The following is a 25,549-nucleotide window of genomic DNA, read 5'->3' on the forward strand; positions in this document are numbered from 1 at the left end:
TTTCGGTCCGTGCAACCTCGGCACGAATGCAGCCAAAGCCAATCATGCCAGGTCCGCGCTGCCCCTCATCGCCCGGCCGGGCCCTTCTCCCCGTCTATTACGGGGAGAAGGGACGCTTTCGTCAGGGATTTCGCCAATCGCGAACGTGCAGGAAAGACGCCAAGGCTGCAGTCAGCCTCTTCTCGCCGCTTACGGGAAAAGATGCCGGCGTAGGTGAGGGGCAGCGCGGCTTTGAAAATTTGGCCGCCCCCAACGCGCGAGAGGCTTATTTTATCTTGAGCACCCGTTTGGCGCGCGTCAGCCCGAAATGCGCTCGATCACCGCGCCGCAGCCGGAGAGCTTCTCTTCCAGCCGCTCGAAGCCGCGGTCGAGGTGGTAGACGCGGTTGACCGTGGTCTCGCCTTCGGCCGCAAGGCCGGCGATGACAAGCGACACCGAGGCGCGCAGGTCGGTCGCCATCACGGGAGCGCCCTTGAGCCTAGCGACGCCGTCGACGATCGCCGTCTGGCCGGAAAGCGTGATGTGGGCGCCAAGGCGCGCAAGCTCCTGTACATGCATGAAGCGGTTCTCGAAGATCGTCTCGGTGATGCGCGATTTGCCCTTGGCCATCGTCATCAGGCCCATGAACTGCGCCTGCAGGTCTGTCGGGAAGGCGGGGAAGGGCGCCGTCGTCACATCCACCGGTGCGATGCCGGCGCCGTTGCGCTTGACGCGGATGCCCTCATTGGTCGGCGTTATCTCGGCGCCGGTCTCGACGAGAACGTCGAGCGCCGTCTGCAACAGGTCGGGCCGCGCGCCTTCCAGCATCACGTCGCCGCCTGTCATCGCCACCGCCATGGCATAGGTGCCGGTCTCGATGCGGTCCGGAATGACGCGCACGCGGGCACCCGACAGCGCCTCGACGCCCTGGATGGTGATGGTCGAGGTGCCGGCGCCGTGGATCTTGGCGCCCATGGCGGTCAGGCACTCGGCGAGATTGACGATTTCCGGCTCGCACGCGGCATTTTCCAGCACCGTCTCGCCCTTGGCGAGCGAGGCCGCCATCATCAGCACGTGGGTGGCGCCGACCGATACTTTCGGAAACGCGTAGCGATTGCCGTGGAGGCGGCCGTTCCGGGTCCTGGCCACGACATAGCCATTGTCGACGTCGATCTCGGCGTCCAGCGCCTGCAGGCCCTCGAGGAACAGGTCGACCGGGCGCGTGCCGATGGCGCAGCCACCGGGCAGCGACACCTTGGCCTCGCCCATGCGGGCAAGCAGCGGGCCGATAACCCAGAAAGAGGCGCGCATCTTCGACACCAGCTCGTAAGGCGCGGTGGTGTCGACGATGTTGCGGGCGGAGAAATTGATGGTGCGCGAATAGCCTTTCTGCTGGCTCTCGCGCCGGCCGTTTACGGAATAATCGACGCCGTGATTGCCGAGGATGCGGATCAATTGCTCGACATCGGCCAGATGCGGCACGTTTTCGAGCGTCAGCGTGTCGTCGGTGAGCAGCGAGGCGATCATCAGCGGCAATGCCGCGTTCTTGGCGCCCGAGATCGGAATGGTACCGGCCAGCTCGTTGCCGCCGACAATTCTGATGCGATCCATAAGAAAATGTCCCCTCGGCCCGAACGGGCCGCTTCAATCGGTTGAGTATGCCCGGCTTAGACCATTGGCCGGCTTGGTTCAAGAAATAGGATTTTCCTGGAACCGGACCGACTATGGCCGGGCAGTATGGCTGATTTGGTCAGTCCTTGTGCATTTTTCCAGCAGCCGGTAACCCTTCCGACCGCTGATCGGCATCGCCCGCGCGCCGCGACCGCGTCTGCGCCTTGCGCTTCTGCAGATTGGCGCGCAACGCCTCGGCCAGCCGGTCCTTGCGCGCGCCGCCGCCTTTTTTCGGTGGATTTGCCTTGTCGTTCATCATCCGACCCCTGGCCGGTGGTCAGCCGGCCGCGATTCCGCAATGGCTAGCATTTTGGCCTAGCGATGTCATGAAAGCTGGCGGTCGTGCGGGTTTCGGGCGGTGTATAAGCCGCGCATGCCGCTTCGAGCCGCATGATTGTTGGCAAAGAATCGCATGCGACGCTTTGGGTTTTTCTTGGCCTTGCGCTTGCCGGTTCGATATGGCAGAAGCGCCGCCATCGCAGGCTGCGGTAGCTCAGTGGTAGAGCACTCCCTTGGTAAGGGAGAGGTCGAGAGTTCAATCCTCTCTCGCAGCACCAGCCTTTTTCAACGCGAGCTCAACCGCGCCAGCCGATTGCATTTCGCGGATGCAGGGTGGGTCTACCGCCATCCTGCCCAGGCCCTATGAAAGCGGCGCGTGCGCAATACATGGTGGCGTCTCCGATATGCCGGCCTGACGAGAAGGAAAGCGGTATTGCCCCTGCGCCTGCCGATGACCCGCCACTTGAAATGCCCCGACCTGTTCGGCGCGATTGACCGTGTGCCGGCGCTTGGTATGCCCGCTGGCGGACATACGTTTGAGGTCTTCAATCCATCGACCGGCGAGCTGTTGGCGGAACTTCCTGACATGGGCGTCGAGGAAACGCGCGCGGCGATCGACAAGGCCTATGCCGCCCAAGCCGAATGGGCGGCATTGACCGCCCGGGAACGCAGCGAAATGCTATGGGAGTGGCACCAACTGATCGTCACCCACACGGATGATCTTGCTGCAATTCTCACCGCCGAGATGGGCAAGCCGCTTGCCGAGGCCAGATCGGAAGTCTCGCATGCGGCCGCTTATCTGCAATGGTACGCCGAGGAGGCCAACCGTATCTACGGCGAGACGATCTCGGCGCCCTCGACGGACCGCCGCATGCTGGTAATCAAGCAGCCCATCGGCGTTGTCGGCACGATCACGCCATGGAACTTTCCCGCATCGATGGTGGCGCGCAAGATCTCGCCGGCGCTGGCGGCGGGCTGCGCGATCGTGCTGAAGCCCGCCGAGCAGACGCCGCTTGTCGCAGGCGCCATGTTCGCGCTCGCTGTCGAGGCCGGTTTTCCCGACGGTGTCGTGAACCTTGTCTACGCCTCCGAGGGCGCCGCGGTGGGGCGCGAGCTCTGCCACAATCCCAAGGTGCGCAAGATCGCCTTCACCGGGTCGACCGAGGTCGGGCGCCTGCTCATGCGCCAGTGTTCGGACCAGATCAAGAAGGTCAGTTTGGAACTGGGTGGCAATGCGCCTTTCATCGTCTTCGACGACGCCGACATCGACGCTGCCGTGGAGGGTGCGGTCCAGGCGAAGTTCCGCAATGCCGGCCAGACTTGCGTTTCCGCCAACCGCCTCTACGTGCAGTCGGGCGTTCACGACGAGTTCGTCGATAAGTTCGTCGAACAGGTTCGCCAGCTTCAGGTCGGTGACGGTTTCGATCCGGGCGTCGCCATCGGCCCGTTGATCGATGGCCACGCCTTGGCCAAGATCGAATCCCACATCGCCGATGCCGTGGAAAAAGGCGGCGCGATCCGCTGCGGCGGAGGTAGGATTGGCTCAGAGGGCACTTTTTTCCAGCCGACGGTCCTTACCGCTATCTCCAGCGCCATGAGCGTGGCGCAGGAGGAAACATTTGGGCCATTGGCCCCCGTCATCCGCTTCGAGGACGCGGATCAGGTCGTGCGCGAGGCCAACGACACGATCTACGGCCTCGCCGCCTATTTTTATGCCTCCAACCTGAAGCGGGTCTGGCGTGTGGCGGAAGCCCTGGAATATGGCATGGTCGGCATCAACACCGGACGCATGTCCTCGGAGGCCGCGCCTTTCGGCGGGATCAAGCAGTCGGGCATCGGGCGGGAAGGGTCCCGCCACGGCCTCGAGGACTATCTCGAGATGAAATATCTCTGCATGGGCGGTATCTGAGGCATAAACGACCATGCCGCTATTGAAGAATGATGGGCCGCGGAATCGTCGCTCGCGAGGGTCGCTGGGTTCATCGCGGCGGCTCAGTTGGTGACATGCGACAGCCGCAGGCCGGCTTCGTCCGCGGCCTCGGCTATGCCTTCCTCCGCGAAGCGGAACATGTCCTCGAAATCCAGCTCACGCTCGAAGATGACGCCGCCGACTTTGATCGCAAGCACGTCCTTGTCGCCTTTCGGCGCGAAATAGATTTCGCCGACCGTGCCGCGAATGCGCGCGCCGACGTCCTTGGCGTCCTCTTCGCTCGCGCCCGGCAGGAAGACGCCGAACATCGAGGTTCCGATCCGGCCGATCAGGTCATCCTTGCGCACCGCGGATCGGATGGCCGACGCGATCAGCCGCAAGGCCTCGTCGCCCCATTCGAGACCGAAGCGCAGGTTGATCGATGCCAGATGTTCCGGATGGATGACCAGAAAGGCGCCCGAGCGCGGACCGGCCGGCCTCTGCGCCCTCCTGTCGACCATCGAGGTGAACACCTTGCCGTTCAGGCAGCCGGTCAGCTGGTCATAGGTGCCGGACCTGGTGAGTTCCTGCCGGTAGCGGCGGATCTCGATCTGTTGCCAGCCGACGAGGGCAAACAGCGGCAGACCGATGACGATCGGCACGACGATTGCCGTAACAGCCCCTCGGCCGAATGGCGTCAGGCTGTCGCTGAAAAGCAGCAGGTAGTTCAGCGCGAGCGAAAGGCCGACGCACACGGCGGTGCCAAGCACGGCCAGCAAGATGAGCTGCTTCCATGTTTGAGCAGGCGCGGTCGGTGTTTTCGTGGTCAAGGGCCAATCTCCTGTTCGACGCATGGCTTACAGGAGGTCCGTTACGATTTCGGTTTCAAGGAAGCGTACAATTTGATGCAAATCGGCATCTTCTCCATGGCAAGCGCTGGATCCGGCGCACCGGCTGCCGTTGGACCGGGCCAAGTTTTAAAAGTACCGAACCGCCCTGACCATTCTGCTTTCACGCAGGTCCGGGACTGAACCGGCCGCCGACTTCCCCGCGGCGGCGCTATTGCGGTGGGCCGAAAATGCCCATCCTGGCATGTCTCGCCACCACCTCCGCCCCGCCGTAAATGCCGGTGGGAGCGGCCATCGCCCAGCCGTTGGAAACCAGCCAGGCGCCGACATCCTGCTTGCCGAGGACGCAGGGCGCGGCGATGGCGAAAAGGTCGGCATCCGGCGGCAGCAGGCATTTGAGCGCCCGGCCGCGCAGCCAAGCGTTGAAGGCGGCCCGCGCCCGCTGGCCGCAGGGCCAGGCGGTGTTGTCGAACGTGCAGGTCCTGCCGGGGGCTATGTCGACCGTGCCACTGATGGCGACCATGCGACCCATGGCTTCGAAGACCGCCGCGGAGGCCGCGACCGGGCGGAAGAGCAGCGTCTCGTGCCAGTCCGACGGCATCGGCGTCTTCGGCGCCGTTGCAAGCCCGAGCTCGCCAAGCGGAGGGCGCGGCTCGATGCGCTCTATGCCTAAAGGGTCGAGCGGCGGTGGCGCGATGAGGTTCTCGGCGACCTTGCGCGCCGGCTGGCCTGATCGCCTATCATGCGTCGGAGCAGGCGAAGTCGGCTTCGGGTCGCCAGTGTCCTCGATCGACGCGATCGAAGGCGGGTCGGGCGGCAGCCAGCGCCTACCCTCGGCGATCATCACCATGCCTGCGAGCAGCCCCAGGCTGCCGAGCGCGAACACCAGCAGCGGACGGCTTGACTGACCCGCCTTGCTCACGCGTGGCACTCCGCGGGATCGCGCCGGCTGTCGATGATGTCGCCCGAGCCCAACCTATTAGCTCCTGCCGACACGGCGCCTCCCGACCGTTGAACCGGATCATACATTAGACATGAGCGACATTCCTTGAAAAGCAAGGCGTTGCGTTAAGCGTCGCGCAACCAATGCCGCCTAGAATCGGTCGTCGGATGTCGAGGGGATGACACGATGCGCAAGCCGATACTGCTTTTTGCCTTTCCTGCCCTGATGCTGCTTCTGCTGGCGGCGGAGCGGATGGCGGCGCTGCTTCTCGGCTTCTATCCGGCGAGCCCTGCTGTGTGGCACGCCTGGCTCGAGCTGCGCCCGTTCTCGACCATGTTCTGGCAGCAGGCGCACGTCTATCTCGGCGGATCGATGGCCGTCGATGCGGCCATTGTCGTCTCCGCGGCGGGCATCTGCTGGATCATTTGCCAGGCAAAGAGGTCGGCCGGCTTCTTCCTCGCCAATCACGCCGCCCTGATCTTCGCCGGCAAGATGATGGCGCTGAGCAGCAGTGCGGAAACTGCGAGCACCATTGCCGCCTTCACCATACCGAACGGCCTGCACTTCTCGCTCATGCTCGACTTCAGCTTGAAGAACTGCCTGGTGCTGTGCCTCGGTCTCGCGGCCTGCGCCTATTGCCATGTCGCGTTCCTGTGCGAGGCAAAGCTGCGCGCCGAAGCCCGCGCGGTCCGCATGCTTTCGCTGCAGCGCGATCTGTAGCCGGCCGGCTCAGGCGGCCGCCCGCGCGATCAGTTGATCTTCTTGTAATAGACCTTGCCGTCGGGCTGCTGGATGCGCTGGTAGGACGGATTGGGGCCGGGAGGCGCGACCTTGCGCTTGAACGAAGGTTGCGCGGAGGCGGGATCGGCGCCGCTTTCATCGGCCGCGGACGCATCCGCCACGGTGGTGCTGTCGAGCATGGCTGGCTCCGTCGCGCCGGGCGCGGGCTCACTGGCGGCGACGGGCCGGCCTTGCTCCAGCTTGGCGATATTGCCGTTGATCTGGCCGAAATTCGCCTGCAGCTGGCGGTCCAGCGTCTCGAACCGGCTCTGGAAACCGTTGTTGACGGTGTCGATGCGGGCGCCGATGCGCTGCTCGAACTGGCCGAGCTCACCCAGCCGCGCCTCCATGGCCTTGAGGTCGCTGACGCCGCGATAGAGATAGACCGCGGCCGCCACGTTGACGGCGGTGACGAGCAACGCGCCGACCGCGATGACGCCGATCATCCTGGCCCGGCTGGGCTTCCCCGGCGCGGCTTCCCGGTGACCGAGTTCGATTGCCGGAACGTCCGGCTCGCTGATCATCGTCATTCAACCACCACCTTTGCGCCCACCGCGACGCGTTTGAAGAGATCGATCACATCGGTGTTCGTCAGCCGGAAGCATCCGGACGTGCCGTCGAAACCGACGCCCTTGGGATCGTTGGTGCCATGGATGCGATAGAGCGTGTCGCGCCCGTCGCGCGACAGATAAAGCGCCCTGGCGCCAAGCGGATTGTAGGGACCGGCCGGCACCATCACCGGCAGTTCAGGCTGGCGCGCGCGCATCTCCTTGGGCGGGCGCCATTCCGGCCATTCGGTCTTGGACGCGACCTTGACCGTTCCGGTCCAGCCGAAGCCGTCGCGGCCGACGCTGATCTGATAGCGCAGCGCCTGGCCTGGGCCCGTCACCAGATAAAGCGCCTTCTCGTTTTTGCGGATGATGATCGTGCCCGGCTGCTCGTTGGTCGGGAAGGCGACCGCCTTGCGCAGGCTCGGGCCCATGGCGGGGAGCGGCGGCAGGCCAGACCCGGCTTGCGCCAAACCGCAGGCCGACAACAGCATCAGCCCGGCGAGGCAGGCGCCGGCCAATTGTATCGCAGCAAAGCGCCTAGCGCTGGGCATTGTCCAGCCGCTCCTTGAACATGCGTTTCAAGTCCTTGTTGAAGCGCGCGCGTCCGTCCACCTCGGAAGGCAGGATGGCGCGGTTCAGCGCGTCGGCAAGAAGCGCGTTGTCCAGCGCCAGCGACTTGATGTGCGGCGCCTTGAAGATCTTCTCCAGCTCGCTGCGCGAGAAGTGGTTGCCGAACCATTTGCGCTTGTGCTTGTTGGCGACCAGCGTGATGCTCACCTTGTTACCGCGCAATTCGCGGATCTTCTTGTAGAGCCGCTTGCCTTGCCTGAGCGAGGCGACGTTGAGCTCGAAGACGATGAAGATCTCGTCGCTCGTGCGCAGCACCGAGTCATGCCACGGCGTCTCGATATTGGGCAGGTCAATGACGATGTCGTCGAAGCGGTAGGCGACGAGATCGAGCAGCCGGAAGACGAAGTCGGAGCCCTGCGGCTCGAACGGCAGCTGAGGCCGCTCGAAGGAGTAGAGCGTCAGGCCGGACGGCCGCGACAATTTGATCACGTCCATGAGCTCGACGTCGAGCCGGTCCGGCTGGCCGATGATGCCGGAGAGATCGAACTGGTTGAACTGGTTGAGGTAGGCGCCGCAATTGGCGCTCTGGAAATCGAGGTCGACGAGGCAAGTCGCCGCCGCCCGCTCGGCCGATTTCGAGGCGAGATGCTCGGCCGCCGAGATCGCCAGCGTGGTGGCGCCGGCGCCGCCGCTGGCGGCAATGAAGGTGACGATGCGGCTCTTGGTGCCCTGGCTGCCGGTGTCGTGGAAGGTGACGGCGTTGAGCAGCTCCTTGGCGTCGAGCGGCTTGTGCAGCCAGTCGGACGCGTTCATGCGCACCAGGACGCGCGTCTGCTCGGAAGTGAGCTCGTCCGAGATCGCGATCAATGGCACCGACGCCCAGGCCGCACGCGCCTCGACGATCCCCGGATTGCCGAGTAGTTCGCCATTGGCCAGATCGAGGATGATGATGCCGGGCCGGCTGTCGACCGGCGGCCCCTTCAGGAACTCCGCCGCATCCGAGACCTTGACGTCATAGATCGCCAGCGCGTCGAGGCGGGTGGTAACGTCCCGCTTGAAATTCGGTTCGGACGAAAATAGCGCGACCTGCTTGCGTTTCGTGGGAAGGACTCTGGTGTCGATGGCGTTCATGATGGCGCACTCGTTTTCAGATCTTCGCCCGTGACGGTGCTGAGCATGGAGGGCATGTTGATGTTGGCGAACCCCATCAGTCCCTGGAGGAAAAAGAACTGGAAGGTCCTGTTCTGAAGGCTGACGGTGATCGTCGGCACCGGGCCACCGAGCCGTGTCTGAAAGCCAAGGCCAGTCGCCGTGTAGGTGATGACCACGTTGTCCCGACGCAGGCCCGGAAAGAAGTGGCACATGCCGGGCCTTTGGCTGCCTGTGATAGCAGGGCAGGCGTCGTCGTTCGTCACGGCCGTGTCGCCACGAAAGATTCGGCTGAAATTGGTGGCATCGAATGTGCCGCTGTTGGTGCAGGCGCCGATGGTGCCGCTATAGCTGCACGCGAACGGGCCGTAGGCTCCCGCGACAACGGGCGCGCCTGGCGTCGTCGTGGGACCGGCGGTGGTGAGGTTTGTCGCAACAGGATCGGAGATCGAGGCCAGGCGCGCGCCGATCTGCACAGCCTTCGTTGCCGCGTTCCACTGGTAGAAAGCATAGCCGAAATCCACGAAGCCGAGCGTCAGCGCGAAAAGCAGCGTCGATACGATGGTCATCTCGACCATCGCCGCGCCGTCCTCGGATTTTGCGAAACGCCTGATCATCATCAGAACCGGATTAACCGCTCCTCGTGAAGACCGCTCAGGGTGATTGGGCCAACGCCGATCAGCGACAGCATCCCGACGCCGCTATAGGGATAGGTGCCAGCCGCCCGGACGATGCAGACTTGCGGGGTCACCGAGCGGTATTGGGTAACCCCTCCGACAACGGCGTCCTGGCAGTTTGTGCCGATGGTCACCGTTACATTCGCCGTCTGCCAGCCGGCGACGCGCGCGCTGCCGGTTCCGGCCGGATTGCCGAACACGGCGATGTTAGCCGCGATATTGGCGCAGTTGATCGCCGTCAGCCCGGCGTCAGTGTAAAGCTGGCTGTTGCAGCGCGCGGCAAAACGCGCGCCGTCGTCAAGACCGGCTTCCATCAGCAATTTGTCGTGAATCAGGTTGCCGAACTCGAACACGCCAGCCGACAGGATCAGCATCAACGGCGCGACCAAGGTCATTTCGACGAGCACCGCCCCTCGCTGGTCGCGTCGAAATCTCGTGAGATGACGGGCGATCAGCCGAACCATTGCCGTCACCGGTAAAGCTGCGCTTCGTCGCGCAAGAAATTGTCGAGGGTGCCGCGGCCGCCTTTGCCAGTGATGTCCACGAGTTCGACGTTGATGTTCTTACCGTCCTTGATCGGCTCGGTGATGAAGAAGCTGCCGAAGGCATGGACGGGCACGTTGTCGGCGCGACCGTTGAAGCCGCCGATCGCATTGCAATCGATGATCGCGCCGTAGAGGATGCGTCGGTCCACGGTCGTGACGGGCGTCTGGCCGCAGGATGGAGTGCCGGTCTCGCCGCCGACCGAAGCATCGCCGACAATGCTGTCGTTGGTTGCAGGGTTGCCGTCCGGATCGAGTTCGTAGCGATAAACCTCGTAACGAGTCGGCAGATTGACACCCGTGCCTGACAACGCAGACGGGACAGCCCGCCCCGGATGGTTGGCTGCCCAGTACCTGGCGAAGTTCCAGTCGCCCGCCCCCATGCGGCCGCCCATCATGGTGCAGTTGCCTGCGGATATGCAGGAATCCTCCTCAAGGCCGATGCCCTTGGTGGGGTCGGTTTCGAATGTAGTGCTGTTGTTGCAATTGAAGCTTTTGAGGCCCATCCGGACGTTGGCTGCCGGGCCATTTGCCGTGCCGACGTAGTTTTTGCTGATGCCGAAACGTGCATTCAACCCATCCTGCACCGGGCCGGCATTCTGTCCGGGTTCGGTATTGACGCCATCTTGAGCATAGCAGCCTGACGGTTTCACCCGGGCAAGTGCCAATTCCAGCGCTTGCGCGCCGTTGCCGTCTGGGGAAGCAAGGAACGCAAAATTGCCCGGCTGGTAGGAACCATCATTGCGCAGGGTGATCTGGCGGCGACGGTATTCCCGCGTTGTGGCTGCCTGCTCCAGCGACACTCCGCCTGGAGATCCCTCATACGGATTGCATATGAAGACCGGCGTATAGTCGCACACCGACGTCCTAAAGCCGGCGACGGCTGAGGCGCCGACATTGAAGCTGTTGCTTGCCGTATTGCCGGTCAGGAATGATGCCGGAAAGATTGCGGCAAAGCCGGTTGGCACGACCGTCACCTGGACAAAGCGGGTTTCCAGCTGTCCCACCGCAGGGTCGGTGTTGGCGTAGTTGGCTGTGGTGATCGCTGCAGTGTCGGCGGGAATGGTCTTCAGGAAGCACCAGGAAATGTTCCCCGCACTGTTGCATCGCAAAGCGCCTCCCGGCTGCCCGGCGCTGAGGATAAACCTGCCGTTCGTTCCGACCGTCGAGAAATAACTCTCATTATGAACCAGTGTCGCCATGGCGCGCTCGGCCCGTGCCCAGGCGCCGTTACTGCCGTCCAACTCGGCCGCGCCTGCAAGCGCAAAGGCATCTGCCGCCTTCTGCAGGTCGTTGTGCATGTTGTTGACCCGGCTCATATCGATCGACAGCAGCGAGAAACCGATAATCGCCGGCAACATGACGCTTACCAGAATGAGTGCAACGCCCCTCTGATCGCGCCAGAATCTGCGTATGGTCCCCAACATGCCCCTTGCTTTCTATTCCTTTGCGCAGGCCCTCCTCGCCCGGCCCAGCCGCATCCTGCAGTTCACCTCATTGTGCCGCTGTAGGCGGTTCGCTTACGCCCGAGCTTCCGACGTTGACCGTCATGTTCGTGGTCGGCGCGGGCGTGCTTGGCGGCAGTTTGTATTTCTGGACGACGGCGACTGATCGTGCTCCATCGCCTTCGATCTTTGTGTTGTTGGAGGCCGGGTTGTATGGGTCGACCGTCTGCAGCAACTGATTGGCCTTCTGCGTGTCGCCGGACGCCAGCGTCATCGTGTCGTAATTGTTCAGATAGTCGGCCGCGCAGCCAGCGAGCAGGCTGGTGCCGAGGAGGATGATCAGGAGCTTACTTCTTGACATAGAGCAGCTTGTCCTTCGATTTCACGTCCAGCATATGGCCGTAGGGGCCAGTGACACCGTCGCCATGCTCGTACCTCCGGATCATGTCCTTGCTGACCTCGAGTTGTCCGAGCAGGAAGAGTTCAGGATCATTGGCAGGCTTGGTCTTGTCGAGAGGCGTCGCCAGTTGCTCCCCCGGCTTCACCGGCCGCACGAGGTGCGGTGTCACGATAACGACCAGTTCCGTTTCTTCCTTCTGCGAGCTGGAATTGTGGAATAGCGCACCGACGATCGGTACCTGGCCCAGCCACGGCACCTGGTCCTGTTCTCTGGTTGTCTTGCTCGACAATAATCCCCCGACCGCGAAGCTCTGGCCGTCGCGCAACTCGACCACAGTATCGAGCTTGCGGTTGGTGAAAATCGGATCGCCGGCAGTCGTGAACCCCGTCAGGTCGCTGACTTCCGGGGCGAGCTTGATATGGATCTTGTCGTCGTCAAGCACCACCGGCGTGAAGTTCAAATTGACGCCGAACTGCTTGTAGACGATGGTCACCTGGTCGTTGTTGACGACTTGGCGGATGGGAACTTCACCGCCGGCATTGAAGCTGGCGGTCTCACCAGAAAGCGTTGTCAGGTTCGGTTCGGCAAGCAGCCTGACGACGCCCTTTGTCTCAAGCGCCTGGATGATCAGGTCCACCTTGATGTTGCTGTCGATAACGCGCGTTATCAGCGCGCCGAACGGACTCCCGCCGGAAAGCAGGCCACTGATGAGATCCCCGGCGCCCAGTACCGTCCCATCTTTGTCGACCGTCGCATCTCCAGTTCCGAATATGGTTTTGCCGCTTTTGCTTGCGCCCTTGAGCGAGACGCCGAGATCACGGCCGGCATTGCGCTTGGCCTCTAAAATGCGAACCGACAGGTTTACTTGCTGGCTGTCGTCGATCGAGACCGAGTTGATGACACCTTCCGGCCCATATTGCTGGGCGACTTCCATGATCTGCGCGAGCGTGGCGGCATCCTTGACGTGACCGGAAAGCCGAACCTTGCCGTTGAGGGAACCTATCTCTATACGCGCTTTCGGCGCCACTTGGCGGATCGCCGCCGCCATGTCGCTGACATCCTGGCCGACCTCGATCTGAATGGCACCGAGCGAGCGCTTGTCATCCGAGAACAAATTGACGGTGGTGGTGCCGACGCTCTTGCCGATGACATAGAGCGTCTTGTCGGTCATTGGTTGTGCGTCGGCGATCTTCTCGTCGCCGACGACGATGTCGCCGAGTGTGGAATTGACCTGGATCGTGACGGATTGCGAAACCGGCACGAAGACACGGTGGAGGGCCGGGTTCGAAACGTCGATGAAGCGATCAGCCGCCTTGGCGGAATGGCCGGAAATCGTCGACAACGCTATCACGGATAGCGCGGCCGCCGCTATCTTCACCCACAACCCCTGCATCCCCCGTCTCCCTCATTGCTGCCGATGGCAGCCCCACCTTATTGTGCCTCGTTAGTCTTGTCGCGGCACATCGTAGGTTTCGAGCTTGACGCCTCGAAACACCCCTATTGTCGCCCGCGCCGGTGGTTCCGGCTGCACATATTTGACCACTTCTTTGACGACTTCATGCACTTCGGGTGCCGACGCCACAGCTGGGGCCGGCTTTATCTTGCTCAACTGGTCGACCGCCTTGGCCAGCCCATCGATTCTGGCGTCGGCTCGCCTGCGCTCTTCCGCAGCCGCTGCATCCGCGGCGGCCTGTTTTTCGAGCGCCGCCTGCCGCTTGGCGACATCATCAGGTGTGTCTCCCGTGAGATCCGTGAGCGTAACACGCTCGGTCGTTTCGGACTTGCTGGCTGCCGCCTGGCGCAGCGCAAGCGACAGCTGGCCGGCACCAGCGGCAAGCGTCAGCTTCTGCGCGTCCTTTGTGCTGACCTCGACTGTCACTGCTTTCACCACGGTGGGACTGTCTTTGCTTTCGTCGGCCACCTGGTCGACCGCAAGCACCTTGACGCTCTGCAGCAGCACGTCGACAAAGCTCTTGTCGGCGCCTTCGTCGCTGCGAACGGTGCGGGTCAGCAATACGTCCACTCGGTCGCCCGGGAAGACGAAACCAGCGACGCCGAGCACGTCATTTACACGGATAGAAACAGCTTTCATCCCTTCGGCGAGCACAGCGGAAAGTGTCGCGCGCTGGCCGGGGCCTGTAATCTTGGTGGCAAGCACCGGTTCATTGACACCGATCGCCTGCAGCGCCTGTTTGCTTCCATCTCCGGCCAAAAGCTCTTTGGTCGTCTTGAATGCACCGGCCGGAACGGCACCCGCGGGCCACGCGATCTCGCGCAATTTGTCTGCGCTCAGTGTGTCTCCGAATTTTAGAGTGGTCGCGGCCACCACAATTGTGTCGCGCGGAACCTCACCTGCCTGAGCCATCGCGCTGCGTTGGTTTGCCAGCCACATGTTGGCAAGCACAACCGCCAAAATGCCGAACACGCCGGCAAGCACGATCATGATTAAGGTATTTGCGCGCATGGATTTGCCCCACCCGAATGCGTTTGCGCAGCTCGCTGCGTTACCCAAGCTCATCGACGCCGAGGGTACCCTCGGCGTCGATGATAGCGTCAAGATATCACGGCAGCGCCGCGTTCAACGTCGTCCATTGGGTACCTACCCAGGTGCCGACCAGAGCCACAGTAGCGATGACTGCCACCGTGATGATGCCGAGCAGCACAGTATATTCGACCATGGCAGCGCCGTTTTCATCGTCGCGGAACTGCCGGGTCATCGTCATGAGCTTCTTCATGTCAATTTCTCCCTTTGGAGGTTCGAACCCGACGAGACAGAGCCAAGGAATGTACCCCATACCCAAGCATCCCCCGTCACGTTCAATCCTAGGTCTCGCGGAAAAGCAGAGTCAAACGGATTAACAGTTCATTAACCGTTCAATACTCGACTGAAAGCTCTTTCATTTTCCGACAAAGCTTTGATTCGCCTGGTTTTTCAAGTGGTCTTAACCATTCGTTCACAATTTCGCTTTGGCCATGCCGCACCACCACCACATTAGGATTTCGACATAACTTAATATATCTAATCCCTTAGAGTCATTGGTCGGTCTATGCAGCGACGAAGGTCTTAGGACCTTGGTCTATGGAATATGGAGCAAGGCGAATGAAACGATTCATCTACGCCTCTATTTTTTAACTATGTTGCAAGTATACATCCATAATGGGCCACGGGCCGCTTGCCCGCCCCGTGGTTAACGCTTAGTTTCCATTAAGGGGAAATCGCAAGGGGCTAGGGCGGCATGTTGGGTCGCTTCATAAAAGGACCGAATGAGCAGCGGATGCCGCATCCTGCGCCGGTGATTGCGCCAGTAAATAGCGTGGCAGCCGCTCCGTCCGCGGAGGCTGAACCGCACGGCGAGGATTTCCTGACGCTGAAGGTCGAGTTGCACCGCCATCTCATCGACAGGTTTAATCTCGCCGCGCTCGAGACAGCATCGAAGGACGAGATCTTGGATGAGATCCGTCCGATCGTGCGGGAGTTCGTTCGCGGCCGAAACGTGCCGCTGAATGCCCGCGAGCTCGATCAACTCACCAGCGACACCGCCGATGAGATGCTGGGTCTTGGTCCGATCGAACCGCTGCTCAAGGACGATTCGATCGCCGATATTCTCATCAACACCCACAACCACGTATTCATCGAACGGCGGGGTGTGCTTGAGGAAACCTCGATCCGTTTTCGCGACGAGGCGCATCTGCTGCGTATTATCAACAAGATCGTTTCGGCCATCGGCCGACGCGTCGATGAATCCGCACCAATGGTTGATGCGCGCTTGAGCGACGGTTCGCGCGTCAACATCGCGGTGCGACCGATCTCGGTCGACGGCCCGTTGGTATCGATCCGCAAGTTCTCCAAGCACCCCTATTCACTTGAACGCCTGGTTACGTTCAATTCCATACGCCCGCCGATGGTCGATCTGCTGCGGATTGCCGTGCAGGCGCGCAAGTCGATCCTGGTTTCAGGCGGCACCGGCAGCGGCAAGACGACGCTCCTCAATGCCCTGTCGAGCTACATTCCGAGCAAGGAGCGTCTGGTTACGATCGAAGACGCGGCGGAACTGCAATTGCAGCAGCCGCATGTCGGCCGACTTGAGACCCGTCCGCCCAATGTCGAGGGCAAGGGCGAGGTTCGCCAGCGCGAATTGCTGAAGAATGCGCTGCGCATGCGCCCCGACCGCATCATCGTCGGCGAGGTACGCGGCGAGGAAGCCTTTGACATGCTGCAGGCCATGAATACTGGCCATGAAGGTTCGATGACCACCATCCATGCCAATACGCCGCGGGATGCGGTGTCGCGGCTCGAGCAGATGGTCGGCATGGCCGGCATGCCGATGACCAATGACTCCATTCGCGCACAGATCGCTTCGGCCATCGACATCATCGTGCAGACACAGCGTCTTTCCGACGGCGGCAGGCGCGTCGTTTCTATTTCAGAACTCACTGGGATGGAGGGCAATGTCGTTCAACTGCAGGAGGTCTATCATTTCGTGCGCCGGGATGTAGGCGCCGACGGAACGATCGTAGGCGACTTTCGGGCTACTGGGGTTCGTCCGCGCTTTGCCCAGGAGGTCGCGACGCTTGGTCATCATTTTTCCAAGGACGCCTTCAATCCGCAGGTGCCACTCTGATGCCGACTGGCCAGACACTGCTTTACTTCATTTACGTGCTCGCAGCGGCGTCGGTGATCTTGGCAGCCGAGTCGTTCTATATGTCGTTTGCGGGGCGGCGAGCAAAGGCCGGTGTCATCAACCGCCGGCTTCAGCGATTGGGAGAAGAGGCGCCGGCCGAGCAGAGTCTGCAGGGGCTGCTGCAGGAACGCGGCCTGACCGCTTCGGGCGATTTCATTTTCGGCGCAGTTGCACTGAACCGGCTTTACACGCAATCCGGCATCACCGGCAATCCTCTGGCGTTCGCGGCAATATTCCTGCTCGCCGGCCTAGTGATAGCGCTGTTGCTCTCATTGCTTTTGGGTTTCTCGGCGATCGTCGCGATTATCGTCTTCCTGCTCGTCGGGCTTGTTCTACCGCTTGTTTTCCTACGACGTGCGCGAGACAAGCGAATTCAGAAGTTCGCGCGGCAACTTCCAGACGCGCTCGACATGATCGTGCGTTCATTGCGATCTGGTCACCCAACCACTGTGGCGATCGGACTTGTCGCTCGCGAAATGCCTGACCCGCTCGGCACCGAATTCGGTATTGTTTCAGACGAAATCACATTCGGTCTCAGTCTCGAACAGGCGGTGCGAAAACTATCGGAGAGGGTCGGTTTCGAAGGGGTGCACCTTCTATCCGTGTCCCTCTCCATCCAGTCCAAGACCGGCGGCAACCTCACTGAAATACTGGCCAATCTTTCGTCGGTATTACGCGAACGGCGGAAACTGCGGCAGAAGATAAGGGCGCTTTCCGCCGAAGGCCGCATGTCGGCCTGGATAATCTCGTCGTTTCCGGTCGTGATGTTCTGCATTTTGCTTGTCGTCGCTCCGAAATTCTATGGGGATGTCTGGGATAGCCCGATTATCATGCCTGTGTTTCTGCTCTTTGGACTATGGGCGCTGCTGGGTGACTTTATCATGTACAAGATGGTCAACTTCGATATTTGATGGGAGAAAGCCATAGACCTGTTTTCGAACATGGACGTAGGCCTGCTGGTCTCGATTGCCGTCTTCCTGGCGGCAGTAGCGCTTTTTCTGGTGGCTGCCTTTGTTTTGATGCCGGTGCTTCAGACGAGAAGGCTGGTTACGCAGAGCCTTTTGTCTGAGGGGATCACCAATCGTCGATCGCTCAGCGCTCAGCAGGAACTCAACAGAATTTCCGCACAGCGACCCGTCGATGCCTATTTCCGCGCGCTGGAAAAGGAACGCAGCGAGCCAAATGCGCTTGAAGCGAAATTATTCCGGGCCGGTTTTCACCAATCAAGCGCACCGGTCATCTACACCTTGTCCCGTCTCTTCACTGTATGTGTTGGCTTTCTGACGATTTATACCGTCCTGTCGGGCCTTTTGCCGCCTCAATTGCCGGGCTTCATCGCATTTGCGGGCGCAGCCTTGTTCGGGCTCGCATGCATCGTCATTCCAAGCATCGCACTAGATCGTTTCGAAAACGCTCAAAAACAGGTCTACCGTCGCGGTTTTCCTGACTTTATGGACATGATGATCACTTGCGCCGATGCAGGCATGAGCCTAGAGGCTGCGGTTGAGCGCGTGGGCGGTGAACTGGCTGGGACCCATAAATGGCTCGGTATCCAGCTTTCGATCATGAATCTGCAATTACGCGCCGGCAAACCGCTGCGCGAGGCGCTACGCGAACTCGCAGACCGAATCGGTCTTGAGGAAGCGCGGGCTTTGGCCGTTCTGTTCCGGCAGTCTGAAGAACTTGGCACTAGCCTTACGGACGCCTTGCGCGTTTACAGCGATGAGATGAGGAGTCAGAGAATTCTGCGCGCCGAAGAGCAGGCCAATGCGCTACCGGTCAAGATGATGATCCCTTTAGGGTTGTGCATCTTTCCGGTCGTGATGATGGTCATCATGCTACCGTTGATCATCCGTATGAAAGGCATTTTCTTCTAGTTATGCATATGCATTGGTCCTAATGTGGTGTCGGGGAACCCTCGGGGAAATCTGAATGAGATGGCAAAATGCGGCCGCGGCCGGCCTATTGATAATGGCGATTGCCGGCTGCCAGACGGCTACCACCGGCGGTGTTGTGCGCACTAACGAACCGGCCAAAGGCGATTACACCGCCTTTGGCGACACCTTCGATGGACTCAAAACGATCAGTGACGTCGATTATTACGCCTCGGACCAGGCAATCACCGAGGCCAAGACGCAGTTCCGTTCCGAAAATTACGGCAATGCCGGAGCTTTGTTCTACAAGGCTACACGACTGTCGCCCAATGATGGCGTCGCCTGGCTGGGCCTCGCGGCGTCCTGCGACCGCATCCGGCGCTTCGATCTGGCCGACATGGCCTACGGCCGCGCCTACCGGCTGCTTGGCGCGACGCCGGAATATTACAACAATGTCGGGTATTCCTATTTACTACGCGGCAAGCTGCAGGACGCCCGCGGCAATTTCCTGAAAGCCTATGAACTCGCGCCTAACGATCCGACGGTCGCTAACAATCTGAAGCTGCTATCCTCAAGCGTGCAGAACATCGAGCGCTGACGTGCTGCTCGTCGTATCAATACTGCTGAAGGTGGTGGCTGCTGCCTTGCTCGTGCGAATCGCTTGGCGCGATTTCACCACCCAAAAAATTTCCAATAGCGACGTGCTGCTGCTTCTATGCCTCGGGGTAGGTTCTCTGCAGCTCGCAGCTTCCGTGGCAGGATCATGGTGGGATATGGGATTGAGTGCGATTGCGGCGTTTGCGCTGTTCGTCGGATTATTTCCGTTTTGGGTGCTGCGCAAGGTCGGAGCCGGCGACGTCAAGCTGATGGCGGTGACCCCCTTCCTCATGGGCGGCACCCTGCTGGCCGTGTTTTCGGTGCTCCTTTTGGTCTTTGCCCTCGCAACGGCTATGCTCGTGAAAAACCCATTTCTGCTGCCAGCGGGTGCATTCCGAGTCTATGTTCAGCATTTGGACCGCAAGCGCGTGGTGCCTTTCGGCGTGCCGATTTCGGCTGCCGCGATCTGCACGATAGCACTCCAGATCACATACAGCCTCAATGTCGTCAGCTGAGTCATTTCTTTAGCATAGCTAGCCACGGCCCAGATTAACCTTCTGGAAACCATTAGCTTGCGCTAAAATCGGCGCGATGCTTGGATTGTGGCTTGTCGGCGGGGCGGTGTATGGACTTTTTAAACCTCAAAGTACTCTTGATCACGGCTCTCATCTTCGTGCCGGTCGAGCATCTGTTCGCTCTGCGGCCTAGTCAGAAGATGTTCAGGAAAGCCTTCCTCAACGACATGATCTATGCCGTGTTCAACGGCGTCCCGATAGCCCTTGGTCTTAACGCGGCAGTTGCACTCGCGTCGACGACGGTGGGTCGCCTTGTGCCGGAGTATGCTAGCAGCGCCGTCTCACTACAGCCAATCTGGCTGCAGGTCATAGAGATCATCGTCATCGCGGACATTGGCCTTTATTGGGCGCACCGCGCCTTTCACGCGGTTCCATTTCTGTGGCGGTTCCATGCGATCCATCACAGTATTGAAGAACTTGATTGGCTGGCAGCCCACAGGGTTCATCCTGTCGATCAAATTCTGACGAAGAGCGCGTCGCTCGTGCCTGTGCTTTTGCTAGGTTTTAGCGGTCCGGCGATTGCACTATTTGCGTTCATTTCCCACGCCCACGCCGTCTTGCTTCACGCCAACGTCAGATTGAACATTGGTTTGTTTCGATGGCTGATCGCCTCGCCGCAATTCCATCACTGGCATCACGCCCAAGAGCGCGCTGCATATGATAAGAACTTCGCCGCTCAGCTCTCATTCATCGATACGCTCTTTGGAACTATGCACCTGCCTGGTACAGCCCTACCGGAACGATATGGTGTCGATGATCCCATTCCATCGACTTACGTCGAGCAACTCGCCTATCCACTAATACCGAAAGGTAAACCCGATGAAGCTCCCACCGCCAGCGACGCGTGATTTCGTCGGTCGCGCTACGATGACGCTGTATTTCACGTTCTGGGTGACTTTGAAGGCTGCAGGCCTCGTCGCAGCCGTTCGCAGCGGAGAATGGACAGCCGCACGGATTATTGATGTTATGGCGGACATTGCCGCGATTGGTTTTATGGTGCTCATGATCATAACCACAGTAGCCCGCCTTTCGCCCGTAAAAACAGCTGGGGGGCTTGAACCACGTATCGCGGCACTGATTGGATCCTTTGCCACGGTAAGCTTGATTGCCGTCCCTCCCGTCTGGACAGCCCCGCAGCTTCAGCTTGTTGCCGACCTTGTCACTATCGCAGGATTTGTACTTTGCATTTTGTGCCTGTGGTGGCTCGGCAGGTCTTTCAGCATAATTGCGCAAGCCAGGCGGCTCGTCACAGAAGGCCCGTATCGGATGGTGCGGCATCCGCTCTATGTTTGTGAAGCAATCGTTATGCTTGGCCTCGTTCTGCGCAATCCGAGATGGGCAACAATCGTGATCTGCGCAGTCGCCCTCGTTTTCCAGTACCGACGTTTGGTCAATGAGGAGAAGGTATTGCGGTCGGCTTTTCCCGAATACGACGACTATGCGCGGGCCACTCCCATGCTAATTCCATCGATATCGGTACTAAGGGGAAGAAGCATTTCCGGAGCATGACGACGCTCCCCTAAAACCCCGACGTCGATTTCTCCACCAGCTTCAACCGCCCGTTCTCCACCTTGAAAAACGGCATCGACCTCTGGCTCGAGCCGTCGGCGCGGAAGCGGAACAGGCCGGTTGAGCCGCGGAAGCCGGTCGTGTTCTCCAGCACCTGCTTGTTGAAGCCGTCGGGGCCGGCCGCGCTCGCTATGCCCGCGCTCAGCGCCACCATGTCGTAGGCATAGGCGACGTTGACGTCGGGCTGATATTTGTAGGTCGCCTTGAAGCGGTCAGCGATCGGTCCGGTCTCGCTCTCGTCGAGCGTCGCGATATAGGCGCCCTCGTAGAGCGGATCCACCGGGCGCTCGAGCCAGCGGTCGGTGCCGATCAGCGTCACCGTTTTGCCCGGAATGCCTTTCGCCTTCAGCGCCGCCAGCACGGCGATAGGGCTGCCGCCGCCGCAGGCGACGATCACGGCGTCGGGCGCCTCGACCAGCGAGCTCATGTCCGACACCACCTTGGCGCCGCCGTCGGTCGGCGAATAGGGCAGCGTCACCGCAAGCGTGGCACCATAGATGCTGAGCGCGTTGGCCACCCGGGATTCGACCGCGCTGGAGTCGGCGCCCACCGGCACCATCAGCACGAATTTTTTGGCGCCCTTGCCGGCGATCGCGGCCGTGCCTGCCGCGGCGCTGTCGGCTTCGCTGAGCAGCACGGAATAGACGCCGGGGCCGCCGGCGAAATTGTCGGCCAGCGCCAGCACCGGCGGCCGCTTGGAGCCCGAGAGCTTGGCAAGGTGCTGCGCGGCCGCAAGCTCGGACGGCCCGATGACGGCCTTCGCCGTGCCCGAGGTGATCGCCTTCACCGCGAGGTCCTTGGCATAGCCGCTGTCGCCGCGCGTATCCTCGATCGTCAGCGTCAGAAGCTTGTCGCCGAGATCGGCCATCGCGAGCCGCGCGCCGTCATACATCTTTCGGCCGTTCTGGCCCGTGCTTCCGGGCGCCGAAAGCGGCAGCAGCATGGCCACCTTGGTCGGCCCCGTGCCGAGCGTCAGCTGGGCCTTGGCGTCGGCGGCGGCCGAGGTCGGGCCGCCCGAAGTCGCGCTGCCGGATGCCGGACTGCCTGGGGTCTCGACACTTGCCTGCTGGGCGGGCGCTGCGGCAGCGCCCGCCTGGCCGGCGGGTGCCGCGATCGCCGTCGGATCGAGCACGTCCGGCGCGCCGCTCTTGGACTGGCATCCGCAAAGCGCCGCCGCAACGGCCAGAGCCAGGGCTCGCCAATACTTGCGCCGGAGATCGGTCGCCCGCGTCATGCCGGCATGCGCGCCAGCCGGAGCCGTGGTCGCGCAGGCATCCGCCTCCACCCGGGCTTGCATCGTCATCATTGCAAACGGTCGGCGCGGCGCACGCCCGTCAGCTCAGTGCATGTACTCAACCATGCGGTCGTGGAAGCACTCGCATTTGTTGAGCGTGTCTTCGTCCTTGTAGTTCGTCTTGAGATAGCCATAGGCCATGCCGCAGGCCACCTTGGCTTCCGAGGCCCAGACGAAGGCGGGGCGCGACGAGTTGATCCATTCCGGACTGTTGGCGACGGCGACCGATTCGTCCATCAGCTTCACCACATGGTCCTTGAGCTCGACCATGTTGTCGGTCAGCACCAGGTCCGAGGTGCCGACGGTGCGGCAATAATTCACCGCCGGCTCGCCGATGATGTCGGCGGCGAAGCCCGTCGACCCGGCCAAGAGCAGCGTCACGGCCGAAGCCAGAAATCTTGCGGAATGTTTCATGTAAGCCCCTCTCCGAATTGCGAATTCACGCTTTGCTTATGCTTAGCATGGAAGCGTGGTGGCGCATAAGTGCTAAATCGTGGCCGTATGCTGCTGATGGTTCGAGTCGTCATAGAGAATGTTGATCGTGCCGGCGGCTGGCGCATTCTGCACAGCGGCGACATCGACGAAGTTGGCCGGGTTGCCGGAGCCGCCGGTATCGACGCTCACCGTGCTGGTCGCGCTGTTGTAGTGCACATAGTCGGCAATGTTGCCGGCCGGCGCCTTGTCGAACAGTGCGGTGAGGTCGATCTTGTCGCCTTCGGCGCTATGGTAGTCGGTGATCAGATCCTTGATGTTCAGATTGTCGATCTTGAACGTGTCGGCGCCCGAGGTGCCAGCTATGGTCGATGTGGCGCCGGAGGCGACGCCATCATAATTGCCGAAGCCGATATCGCCCACCGTACCCGTCTGGCCGTTGGCAGTCGTGAACGTGGCTTCGCCGTAGGTCACGACCGAGCCGTCTGCGGACACCGACTGCTGGTGGTTGCTTTCGAGGCCGATCTCCACGATGCCCAGGGCGGCGAGAGACTTGAATTCGCCGGCATCCGCGACCCCGTTGCCATTGACATCCTGCCAGACACCGAACTTCGCGAAATCTTGATCGGCTGCGGTCAGCTTGCCGTCATGGTTCGTGTCGTAGACCTGCGCAAGCGCGGCAAGGTCAGTCGCGGCACCCGGGGCATGCTGGGTGAACACAATCTCCGAGCCGTTGTTCACCTTGCCATCGCCGTTTAGATCGATCGCCAGGATGCCGTCATGGGAATCGACCCAGGCAGTCTTTGAAGCCACGCCATCGCCATTGTAGTCGAACGACACATTGGAGTGCGTGAGATCGGTGGTCTGGATGCCATCGTGGTTGAGATCGAGCACCACGGGAGTGGCGACGGCAAAAGGCGTCAGGCCGTCTTTCACATGGACGGAGAAATTCGCGGCCGTTGTCGTATCCCCGTCGCCGTCAGTGAGTTGCAGGGTAAACGGGATCGTATGGTCGACACTGGTGGAGACGGTCCCGACGGTCGTCAGGTTGAGTTTCGTCGAACCCGAGGACTCGTACGCATCGATCCACGCAATCTGTACGCCGGTCGGCGATTGGATGGTCACTGACGTAGCGCCGGTCGGCGGAGTAAAGGCTTGAAATGTTCCGTCGACATAATGGGCGACGAATTCGATCTTATTGGTGACTGGATCAACCGCACCAAAAGTGAACGTCGCATAGGAGATACTATCCATTGTGATACCGGTCGGCGCCGCATATGGATTGGTGCCAGCGGGATTAGTGAAAGAGTTTGGATAGCTATTCGGCGTTCCGAAGTCGAAACGCATGAACTCCCCTGTATCGAAATTGTTGTTATCCAGCCCCCAACCGGATGCCGAGCCATTCACGTTCGAGTCCTGCTTCAATAGCGGACTGCCGCCGGCCAGCCAGGCCGCCTCCTGGCTTGCGGACATTGGGGACGAAACGTCGCCTTGGTTATCGATGGATGCACCCCAGCCGGTCACCATGACGACATGCTCGTGGTTCGTCTTGCTCACATCCACCAGGATGGATGAAGTTGGGCCGGCGCCGAAGGAACTGCCGCTCCCGATCGAGACAGGGGTCAATGTGCCATCGAGCGGCGCCAGCAAATCGAACACATATTGCCCCGACGTGCCAGCGGTGGGATTCACGGTCAGTGTGAAAACCGCAGTGTCGCCCGGAGTGTAGCTGTGGCTGCCGTCAACGTCGGCATACGCTGTCAGGACGTTGCCGTTCTGCACCGTAACCAGGTTGTGTCCTCCTGAGGTCAGGCCGCCTGTATCGGCCGTGATCGTCATGGCTGATCCGACGCCGTCGGCTCCGGAGACAAAGTGGAGTGTGCCGACCGCAGGTGCCTGGGCGGGGTCGTCGTTGGTCTGCTGGCTCTGCACGAGGCCCAACGTCGGCACGTCGTCCTTGACGTCGATGGTGAGGGTGCCGGTCGCGGTGTGGCTGTCGAGGTCCGTCACCACGATGCCGAAGCTCGGCGTCGCCTCGATGTTGGCGCCGTCGGGGCCGGTGGCGCTGTGATAGGCGGTGTTGAGCGTGTAGCTGTAGTGGATCGTGCCGCCGCTGGTGCCGTCATAGGTGTAGTAGGCGCTCACCGTGCCGCCCGTCGCCGGGTCGGTGAACACCGTCGGGCTGCCCGCATTGCTCGACAGCGCATGGCCGGCCAGCGTCACCGAGCCGACGCCGTCCTGCGAGGTGAAGGCGATCGTGCCGCTGGTCGCGTTCGAGCCGTCATGCAGCGAGCCGGTCGCAAGGCCCGCCTCGTTGACCAGCGCGCCGGCGGAGCCTTCCGCCGGGATCGACGTGATCGTCGGCGTGCCCTGGCCGATCGTGATCTTCAGCGTCGTCGAGGAGGTGTCGCCGTCGCCGTCGGTGAGCGTGTAGTTGAACGTGTCGGTGACGCCGCCGGGCGTGTTGGCGCCGCGGTCATAGGTGTAGCTGCCATCCGAATGCAGCGTCAGAACGCCATAGGCGCCCTGGATGGTCGTGCCGGCCGCCGTCACGGCCTGCGCCGCGCCCGTGCCAAAGGCCGAGGTCACCGTCGCGCCGTCGGCGCCCGCCACGTCCGCCTTGTCGCCGGCCGCGTCTGTCACCAGCACATTGCCCGAGATCTCGGCATGGCTGCCCGCCGCGACGCTGTTGGTGTCGGCGTTCGCCGTCGGCACGTCGTCCTTGACGTCGATGGTGAGGGTGCCGGTCGCGGTGTGGCTGTCGAGGTCCGTCACCACGATGC

Annotated in this window: 26 protein-coding genes and 1 tRNA gene; 10 read left to right on the forward strand and 17 right to left on the reverse strand. The window is 61.4% G+C overall.

The window, feature by feature from the left end:
- Positions 1 to 297: 297 nt before the first annotated feature.
- On the reverse strand, positions 298 to 1,590 hold the full coding sequence (gene murA, locus FJW06_RS15680) for a UDP-N-acetylglucosamine 1-carboxyvinyltransferase (protein ID WP_140753133.1): 1,293 nt from the start codon (positions 1,588 to 1,590) through the stop codon (positions 298 to 300).
- A gap of 139 nt (positions 1,591 to 1,729) precedes the next feature.
- A complete protein-coding gene (locus FJW06_RS30155; protein ID WP_246674628.1) occupies positions 1,730 to 1,909 on the reverse strand; it encodes a hypothetical protein in 180 nt (59 codons plus the stop codon).
- A gap of 223 nt (positions 1,910 to 2,132) precedes the next feature.
- Between FJW06_RS30155 and FJW06_RS15685 the strand changes: the two genes are divergently transcribed.
- Positions 2,133 to 2,207: transfer RNA gene (locus FJW06_RS15685), tRNA-Thr, on the forward strand.
- A 173-nt stretch (positions 2,208 to 2,380) separates the two neighbouring features.
- Positions 2,381 to 3,838 carry an NAD-dependent succinate-semialdehyde dehydrogenase gene (locus FJW06_RS15690; RefSeq protein ID WP_181178345.1) on the forward strand — a complete coding sequence of 486 codons (1,458 nt, stop codon included), beginning with the start codon at positions 2,381 to 2,383 and terminating at the stop codon, positions 3,836 to 3,838.
- An 83-nt stretch (positions 3,839 to 3,921) separates the two neighbouring features.
- Here FJW06_RS15690 and FJW06_RS15695 read toward each other — a convergent pair whose 3' ends face one another.
- Together FJW06_RS15695 and FJW06_RS15700 are read right to left on the reverse strand one after the other, a co-directional pair.
- Complete coding sequence (locus FJW06_RS15695; RefSeq protein ID WP_246674629.1) at positions 3,922 to 4,668, reverse strand: GGDEF domain-containing protein; 747 nt, start codon at positions 4,666 to 4,668, stop codon at positions 3,922 to 3,924.
- A gap of 229 nt (positions 4,669 to 4,897) precedes the next feature.
- Positions 4,898 to 5,608 (reverse strand): thermonuclease family protein, encoded by a 711-nt coding sequence (locus tag FJW06_RS15700; protein ID WP_181178335.1) that lies wholly within the window; start codon positions 5,606 to 5,608, stop codon positions 4,898 to 4,900.
- Between the two features lie 207 nt (positions 5,609 to 5,815).
- Here FJW06_RS15700 and FJW06_RS15705 point away from each other — a divergent pair, with 207 nt between their 5' ends.
- Positions 5,816 to 6,349: a hypothetical protein gene (locus tag FJW06_RS15705; protein ID WP_140753136.1), complete on the forward strand. Its 534-nt coding sequence runs from the start codon at positions 5,816 to 5,818 to the stop codon at positions 6,347 to 6,349.
- 29 nt (positions 6,350 to 6,378) lie between these two features.
- On the opposite strand, the gene FJW06_RS15710 is transcribed toward FJW06_RS15705, so the two are convergent.
- The 10 genes from FJW06_RS15710 to FJW06_RS15755 all read right to left on the reverse strand — a co-directional run bounded on the left by FJW06_RS15710 (position 6,379) and on the right by FJW06_RS15755 (position 14,478).
- Positions 6,379 to 6,939: a hypothetical protein gene (locus FJW06_RS15710; protein ID WP_140753137.1), complete on the reverse strand. Its 561-nt coding sequence runs from the start codon at positions 6,937 to 6,939 to the stop codon at positions 6,379 to 6,381.
- Positions 6,936 to 7,511: a L,D-transpeptidase gene (locus FJW06_RS15715; RefSeq protein WP_140753138.1), complete on the reverse strand. Its 576-nt coding sequence runs from the start codon at positions 7,509 to 7,511 to the stop codon at positions 6,936 to 6,938. Before FJW06_RS15715 ends, FJW06_RS15710 begins: the two co-directional genes overlap by 4 nt.
- Positions 7,498 to 8,661: an AAA family ATPase gene (locus FJW06_RS15720; RefSeq protein ID WP_140753139.1), complete on the reverse strand. Its 1,164-nt coding sequence runs from the start codon at positions 8,659 to 8,661 to the stop codon at positions 7,498 to 7,500. Before FJW06_RS15720 ends, FJW06_RS15715 begins: the two co-directional genes overlap by 14 nt.
- On the reverse strand, positions 8,658 to 9,299 hold the full coding sequence (locus FJW06_RS15725; RefSeq protein ID WP_246674630.1) for a TadE/TadG family type IV pilus assembly protein: 642 nt from the start codon (positions 9,297 to 9,299) through the stop codon (positions 8,658 to 8,660). Before FJW06_RS15725 ends, FJW06_RS15720 begins: the two co-directional genes overlap by 4 nt.
- Positions 9,299 to 9,820: a TadE/TadG family type IV pilus assembly protein gene (locus tag FJW06_RS15730; RefSeq protein WP_246674631.1), complete on the reverse strand. Its 522-nt coding sequence runs from the start codon at positions 9,818 to 9,820 to the stop codon at positions 9,299 to 9,301. Before FJW06_RS15730 ends, FJW06_RS15725 begins: the two co-directional genes overlap by 1 nt.
- 5 nt (positions 9,821 to 9,825) lie before the next feature.
- Positions 9,826 to 11,325 (reverse strand): pilus assembly protein TadG-related protein, encoded by a 1,500-nt coding sequence (locus FJW06_RS15735; RefSeq protein ID WP_140753141.1) that lies wholly within the window; start codon positions 11,323 to 11,325, stop codon positions 9,826 to 9,828.
- Positions 11,326 to 11,392: 67 nt separating this feature from the next.
- Positions 11,393 to 11,704, reverse strand: coding sequence for a hypothetical protein (locus tag FJW06_RS15740; RefSeq protein ID WP_140753142.1), 312 nt, complete (start codon positions 11,702 to 11,704; stop codon positions 11,393 to 11,395).
- Positions 11,691 to 13,136 carry a type II and III secretion system protein family protein gene (locus FJW06_RS15745; RefSeq protein WP_140753143.1) on the reverse strand — a complete coding sequence of 482 codons (1,446 nt, stop codon included), beginning with the start codon at positions 13,134 to 13,136 and terminating at the stop codon, positions 11,691 to 11,693. The genes FJW06_RS15740 and FJW06_RS15745 overlap by 14 nt, the downstream gene beginning before the upstream one ends.
- A gap of 51 nt (positions 13,137 to 13,187) precedes the next feature.
- Complete coding sequence (cpaB, locus tag FJW06_RS15750) at positions 13,188 to 14,207, reverse strand: Flp pilus assembly protein CpaB (RefSeq protein WP_140753144.1); 1,020 nt, start codon at positions 14,205 to 14,207, stop codon at positions 13,188 to 13,190.
- 97 nt (positions 14,208 to 14,304) lie between these two features.
- Positions 14,305 to 14,478 (reverse strand): Flp family type IVb pilin, encoded by a 174-nt coding sequence (locus FJW06_RS15755; protein WP_140753145.1) that lies wholly within the window; start codon positions 14,476 to 14,478, stop codon positions 14,305 to 14,307.
- Positions 14,479 to 14,979: 501 nt separating this feature from the next.
- Here FJW06_RS15755 and FJW06_RS15760 point away from each other — a divergent pair.
- From FJW06_RS15760 to FJW06_RS15790, 7 genes are all read left to right on the forward strand, one after another.
- Positions 14,980 to 16,365 carry a CpaF family protein gene (locus FJW06_RS15760; protein ID WP_140753146.1) on the forward strand — a complete coding sequence of 462 codons (1,386 nt, stop codon included), beginning with the start codon at positions 14,980 to 14,982 and terminating at the stop codon, positions 16,363 to 16,365.
- Positions 16,365 to 17,336, forward strand: coding sequence for a type II secretion system F family protein (locus tag FJW06_RS15765; protein ID WP_140753147.1), 972 nt, complete (start codon positions 16,365 to 16,367; stop codon positions 17,334 to 17,336). The genes FJW06_RS15760 and FJW06_RS15765 overlap by 1 nt, the downstream gene beginning before the upstream one ends.
- A gap of 30 nt (positions 17,337 to 17,366) precedes the next feature.
- On the forward strand, positions 17,367 to 18,302 hold the full coding sequence (locus tag FJW06_RS15770) for a type II secretion system F family protein (protein ID WP_181178337.1): 936 nt from the start codon (positions 17,367 to 17,369) through the stop codon (positions 18,300 to 18,302).
- Positions 18,303 to 18,357: 55 nt separating this feature from the next.
- On the forward strand, positions 18,358 to 18,897 hold the full coding sequence (locus tag FJW06_RS15775; protein WP_140753149.1) for a tetratricopeptide repeat protein: 540 nt from the start codon (positions 18,358 to 18,360) through the stop codon (positions 18,895 to 18,897).
- A 1-nt stretch (position 18,898) separates the two neighbouring features.
- Positions 18,899 to 19,411 (forward strand): prepilin peptidase, encoded by a 513-nt coding sequence (locus tag FJW06_RS15780; RefSeq protein WP_140753150.1) that lies wholly within the window; start codon positions 18,899 to 18,901, stop codon positions 19,409 to 19,411.
- 110 nt (positions 19,412 to 19,521) lie between these two features.
- Complete coding sequence (locus FJW06_RS15785; protein ID WP_140753151.1) at positions 19,522 to 20,319, forward strand: sterol desaturase family protein; 798 nt, start codon at positions 19,522 to 19,524, stop codon at positions 20,317 to 20,319.
- Positions 20,320 to 20,338: 19 nt separating this feature from the next.
- Positions 20,339 to 20,980 (forward strand): isoprenylcysteine carboxylmethyltransferase family protein, encoded by a 642-nt coding sequence (locus tag FJW06_RS15790; RefSeq protein ID WP_181178338.1) that lies wholly within the window; start codon positions 20,339 to 20,341, stop codon positions 20,978 to 20,980.
- A gap of 10 nt (positions 20,981 to 20,990) precedes the next feature.
- On the opposite strand, the gene FJW06_RS15795 is transcribed toward FJW06_RS15790, so the two are convergent.
- From FJW06_RS15795 to FJW06_RS15805, 3 genes are all read right to left on the reverse strand, one after another.
- A complete protein-coding gene (locus FJW06_RS15795; RefSeq protein WP_348644047.1) occupies positions 20,991 to 22,346 on the reverse strand; it encodes an ABC transporter substrate-binding protein in 1,356 nt (451 codons plus the stop codon).
- A 33-nt stretch (positions 22,347 to 22,379) separates the two neighbouring features.
- Positions 22,380 to 22,748 carry a hypothetical protein gene (locus tag FJW06_RS15800; RefSeq protein WP_140753153.1) on the reverse strand — a complete coding sequence of 123 codons (369 nt, stop codon included), beginning with the start codon at positions 22,746 to 22,748 and terminating at the stop codon, positions 22,380 to 22,382.
- 72 nt (positions 22,749 to 22,820) lie between these two features.
- Positions 22,821 to 25,549, reverse strand: a 2,729-nt coding sequence (locus tag FJW06_RS15805) for a type I secretion C-terminal target domain-containing protein (protein ID WP_140753154.1), incomplete at its 5' end; no start/stop codon positions are given.

This window comes from Mesorhizobium sp. B4-1-3 (genome assembly GCF_006439355.1).
Taxonomy (GTDB): Bacteria; Pseudomonadota; Alphaproteobacteria; order Rhizobiales; family Rhizobiaceae; genus Mesorhizobium.

What these genes read in the sequence shown, in the direction of transcription:
- FJW06_RS15725 (WP_246674630.1), bottom strand. Translation starts at nt 9,299, where the DNA reads ATGATGATCAGGCGTTTCGCAAAATCCGAGGACGGCGCGGCGATGGTC.
- murA (WP_140753133.1), bottom strand. Translation starts at nt 1,590, where the DNA reads ATGGATCGCATCAGAATTGTCGGCGGCAACGAGCTGGCCGGTACCATT.
- FJW06_RS15720 (WP_140753139.1), bottom strand. Translation starts at nt 8,661, where the DNA reads ATGAACGCCATCGACACCAGAGTCCTTCCCACGAAACGCAAGCAGGTC.
- FJW06_RS15790 (WP_181178338.1), top strand. Translation starts at nt 20,339, where the DNA reads ATGACGCTGTATTTCACGTTCTGGGTGACTTTGAAGGCTGCAGGCCTC.
- FJW06_RS15760 (WP_140753146.1), top strand. Translation starts at nt 14,980, where the DNA reads ATGTTGGGTCGCTTCATAAAAGGACCGAATGAGCAGCGGATGCCGCAT.
- FJW06_RS15715 (WP_140753138.1), bottom strand. Translation starts at nt 7,511, where the DNA reads ATGCCCAGCGCTAGGCGCTTTGCTGCGATACAATTGGCCGGCGCCTGC.
- FJW06_RS15765 (WP_140753147.1), top strand. Translation starts at nt 16,365, where the DNA reads ATGCCGACTGGCCAGACACTGCTTTACTTCATTTACGTGCTCGCAGCG.
- FJW06_RS15785 (WP_140753151.1), top strand. Translation starts at nt 19,522, where the DNA reads ATGGACTTTTTAAACCTCAAAGTACTCTTGATCACGGCTCTCATCTTC.
- FJW06_RS15730 (WP_246674631.1), bottom strand. Translation starts at nt 9,820, where the DNA reads ATGGTTCGGCTGATCGCCCGTCATCTCACGAGATTTCGACGCGACCAG.
- FJW06_RS15800 (WP_140753153.1), bottom strand. Translation starts at nt 22,748, where the DNA reads ATGAAACATTCCGCAAGATTTCTGGCTTCGGCCGTGACGCTGCTCTTG.
- FJW06_RS15740 (WP_140753142.1), bottom strand. Translation starts at nt 11,704, where the DNA reads ATGTCAAGAAGTAAGCTCCTGATCATCCTCCTCGGCACCAGCCTGCTC.
- FJW06_RS15770 (WP_181178337.1), top strand. Translation starts at nt 17,367, where the DNA reads ATGGACGTAGGCCTGCTGGTCTCGATTGCCGTCTTCCTGGCGGCAGTA.
- FJW06_RS15705 (WP_140753136.1), top strand. Translation starts at nt 5,816, where the DNA reads ATGCGCAAGCCGATACTGCTTTTTGCCTTTCCTGCCCTGATGCTGCTT.
- FJW06_RS15795 (WP_348644047.1), bottom strand. Translation starts at nt 22,346, where the DNA reads ATGATGACGATGCAAGCCCGGGTGGAGGCGGATGCCTGCGCGACCACG.
- FJW06_RS15735 (WP_140753141.1), bottom strand. Translation starts at nt 11,325, where the DNA reads ATGTTGGGGACCATACGCAGATTCTGGCGCGATCAGAGGGGCGTTGCA.
- FJW06_RS15755 (WP_140753145.1), bottom strand. Translation starts at nt 14,478, where the DNA reads ATGAAGAAGCTCATGACGATGACCCGGCAGTTCCGCGACGATGAAAAC.
- FJW06_RS15690 (WP_181178345.1), top strand. Translation starts at nt 2,381, where the DNA reads ATGACCCGCCACTTGAAATGCCCCGACCTGTTCGGCGCGATTGACCGT.
- FJW06_RS15745 (WP_140753143.1), bottom strand. Translation starts at nt 13,136, where the DNA reads ATGCAGGGGTTGTGGGTGAAGATAGCGGCGGCCGCGCTATCCGTGATA.
- FJW06_RS15710 (WP_140753137.1), bottom strand. Translation starts at nt 6,939, where the DNA reads ATGACGATGATCAGCGAGCCGGACGTTCCGGCAATCGAACTCGGTCAC.
- cpaB (WP_140753144.1), bottom strand. Translation starts at nt 14,207, where the DNA reads ATGCGCGCAAATACCTTAATCATGATCGTGCTTGCCGGCGTGTTCGGC.
- FJW06_RS30155 (WP_246674628.1), bottom strand. Translation starts at nt 1,909, where the DNA reads ATGATGAACGACAAGGCAAATCCACCGAAAAAAGGCGGCGGCGCGCGC.
- FJW06_RS15775 (WP_140753149.1), top strand. Translation starts at nt 18,358, where the DNA reads ATGAGATGGCAAAATGCGGCCGCGGCCGGCCTATTGATAATGGCGATT.